This window comes from Rhodococcus sp. (in: high G+C Gram-positive bacteria) (genome assembly GCF_049299235.1).
Taxonomy (GTDB): domain Bacteria; phylum Actinomycetota; class Actinomycetes; order Mycobacteriales; family Mycobacteriaceae; genus Rhodococcus.
The window spans coordinates 1-2,771 of sequence record NZ_JBAQXC010000133.1; the positions used below are offsets into that span (position 1 = coordinate 1).

Here is a 2,771-nt window from a genome sequence, read left to right on the forward strand (position 1 = left end):
ATGCCCGCGTTCCTTGCTGTCCTGGATGCCTGAGAACACCCAGCTCACAAGGGCGCGGGCCCTTTTTCAATCACCGACACGGCAACGGGGTCGATCGGCACCCGCCCCTACCAAGTGCGAAGAGCCGCCAATCTGATGGTTACCGACTGATCGGCCAGCACCGCTCCTTGATACATGTGCAGAGTGGTCAAGGCAGCCGGCGCCGACGGCACGTGCGCACCAGGGAAGACGTCACCGTGGGAACGCAGTATCCACCGGAGCTGCATGAGCACGCGGTCAGGCTCTACCGGTAGCCCGAACTACTACCTACCTGCCTGCCCTTCTTCTGCAACCTTCTGCGCAGTCCGTGGATCCGGCAGGCTCGATCAGCCCGTCGACGGTCATGCAGCTGCAGAGAGTGCGGCAACAACCACAAACGCAACGACGCCCAACACGGACAGGTAGCCCAGGACCAGGCCCGCGATAGCGAGACCCCTGCCACTCTCACCGGTTCGAATGATCTGACTCAGTGCGATGTGACCGAATACGATCCCCAGCACACCGCCGAGGATGCCGAAGATGAGCGCCAGGATCGCGCAGGCATTGGTGGACTGCGATCGAGCGGGCGCACCGTAGACGGGCTGCCCATCGGCGGTGTAACCGACGAGCGGCGCTACCAGCGGACCACCGGGTGCTGCTGCCGACTCCCTCGACAACTGCACAGCTGCACTGATCGCGCCCACCACCAACGCGAGAAGCCCCGCCACGCTGACTATCACGGCGAGCATCTGGATTCCGGATACATCGACCACCCGCGCCGTGACACGGAGAACAACGTTGATGCCGAAAGCTCCGAGAAGCCAATGCCACCAATGCATCCCCACTTCTTGGTACGTGGTGAACGCGTTCGCGAAGGACCCGAAAGCAATGGCGACGCCGATGGCACCGATGACCGCCCATCCCACTGCGGCATCCGAATCCAGCAGCACGGACAGAAAGACGGTCACCACGGTGGACAGGACAATGCCCAGGCCGATCCAGAACATCCGCACTTCCAGCAGCGGCCGAGTCGCCGGGGCAGTCGTGCCACGCTCGGCCGTTCTCGGGGGCAGCGCATTCGGTACCGACTGCGAATCGAATTCAGACATCGGTGGTGCATCCTTACTACTGGTGCGAACTACTGAGCCAAGCTGCTGGTCGAGCACAACAAGAACTGTGCAACGCCGGCCAGCTGCCGTGGTGGTCGTGTCGGGACGTTTCCTTTTGTCCAATAGGCATCTCTGCCGGGGCATCCTGCGTTACCTGCGTGGCCGTACCTCGTCGACGACCTTGACCTCTCGCACCCCCGTCACCTTCTTCGGAGTCCCGCACCGCGGGGCAACGGTCACCAAGTTCGGTATGACTTCTCGCCCCTGTCTCGCGAATGATCCGGGGTGGTGTCGCCGAACCTGGTGACGTCGACGGACCGCTGGTAGGGACACCGCCGCCGGCTGTGCCGGGGCATCGGGCACGTCTCTTCGCAGGCGTGGGTGCCGGGTGTCGACGTCGGATCGGTGACCGTTCCGGAGCGGAACGAAACGCACGCTTCCTGCGGCGACCACGGACGTCGTCGACGTCAGCACCACCATTTGCGCCGACAGAACCAACCCTCGCCGCCACCGCCACCGCCCGATCCGCCGGAGCTGTAGGTGGGCGTGGGCGTCGGCACCGAATACAGATTGCCGTCGGCATCGAATCCGTAGGTCGTGTAGTCGTCGTCCGCCGTGTAGAGCCGGCCGTCCGGACCGGCTCGTAGCGCATCGAGTCGAGCCTGCTGCTGCCGGTGCACCTCAGCGGCCGCCGCCTCCGCCTCACGGGCCAGACGCTGTTCCTCGGCCCGGCGGGCTTGCTCCGCCCTCTGGTGCTCCCATTCGGCCACGCGCACCTGATCGTCGGCCCTGCACTGTGCTTGCACGCCGACGAAGTTGTTCCATGCCTCGGTGTAGACACCAAGGAGGTCGACAGCGCCCTCATCGGCATGCTGGGCGGATCCGATGACTACTGACCACGGCTGCCTCGTTCGGGTTCTGCGGGGGCGAGTGATGTGTCGCCGAGTCAGCTCGTCGACGACGAGGCGAAGACGACGAGGCGAAAAGGCAGAACCCGCACCTGCCGGAGAGGCAGAGCGCGGGTTTCCGCGGTGGGTGATGCCGTCAGCTCACCGGCGGTGAGACGATCCGCACCGACCGCGGCGGGCCGGTAACAGTGAAACCGCACCGGCGGGCGGCCGCGGTGAACGCCTCGGGGCTCGGATCGGTCGGCCAGTCGGCCTCGCCCTCGTCGCCGAACAGGCCGACCGCGTTCGGGTGCGGCCCGGTGGTGAACCGGGTCTGATACCGCAGTCCGGTGAAGCCGATGGCATCGAACGATGCCGCCCACTCCTGCGGCACCGCGTACGGCGTCATGGACACCAGTTCTCGGGTGAGACCGAAGTCCGCGGCCTGCTCCGCGCAGGTGTCGGCGAGCTGATGGTCGTGCGGCACGGCCAGGGTCGACAGCCGCCGGTCGGCGGCGAAGTCCGCACTGATCACCCCCGTCCTCGCCAGTGCCTCGCCGACGGTCTCCCGGATCGCGGTGCGCTCGTCGAACGCGAGGTAGCAGGTGCCCCGCGGCGGTGTCAGGTCGAACCGGCCGCCGCCGCCGGAGGAGAACCACCACGGACCGTTCGCCTACCGGTGTCCGCGCAGGAGCGGCTGCGCCGCGGTGAGCTCACAGCTCGGGAACCCGTGCAGCGGCCGACTCGGTGGCAGGAG

General features: G+C 66.4%; 2 protein-coding genes and 1 pseudogene. All 3 read right to left on the reverse strand.

The annotated features are described in order from the left end of the window. Window positions 1–380: 380 nt before the first annotated feature. Window positions 381–1,184 carry a DUF4190 domain-containing protein gene (locus tag WAX14_RS08220; protein ID WP_422627598.1) on the reverse strand — a complete coding sequence of 268 codons (804 nt, stop codon included), beginning with the start codon at window positions 1,182–1,184 and terminating at the stop codon, window positions 381–383. Between the two features lie 410 nt (window positions 1,185–1,594). Continuing rightward, the gene (locus tag WAX14_RS08225; protein WP_422627599.1) at window positions 1,595–1,933 is read right to left on the reverse strand and encodes a hypothetical protein; all 339 of its coding nucleotides are present in this window, start codon (window positions 1,931–1,933) and stop codon (window positions 1,595–1,597) included. 238 nt (window positions 1,934–2,171) lie between these two features. After that, window positions 2,172–2,669: pseudogene (locus tag WAX14_RS08230) on the reverse strand (RES family NAD+ phosphorylase); the annotation flags it as partial. Window positions 2,670–2,771 lie beyond the last annotated feature (102 nt).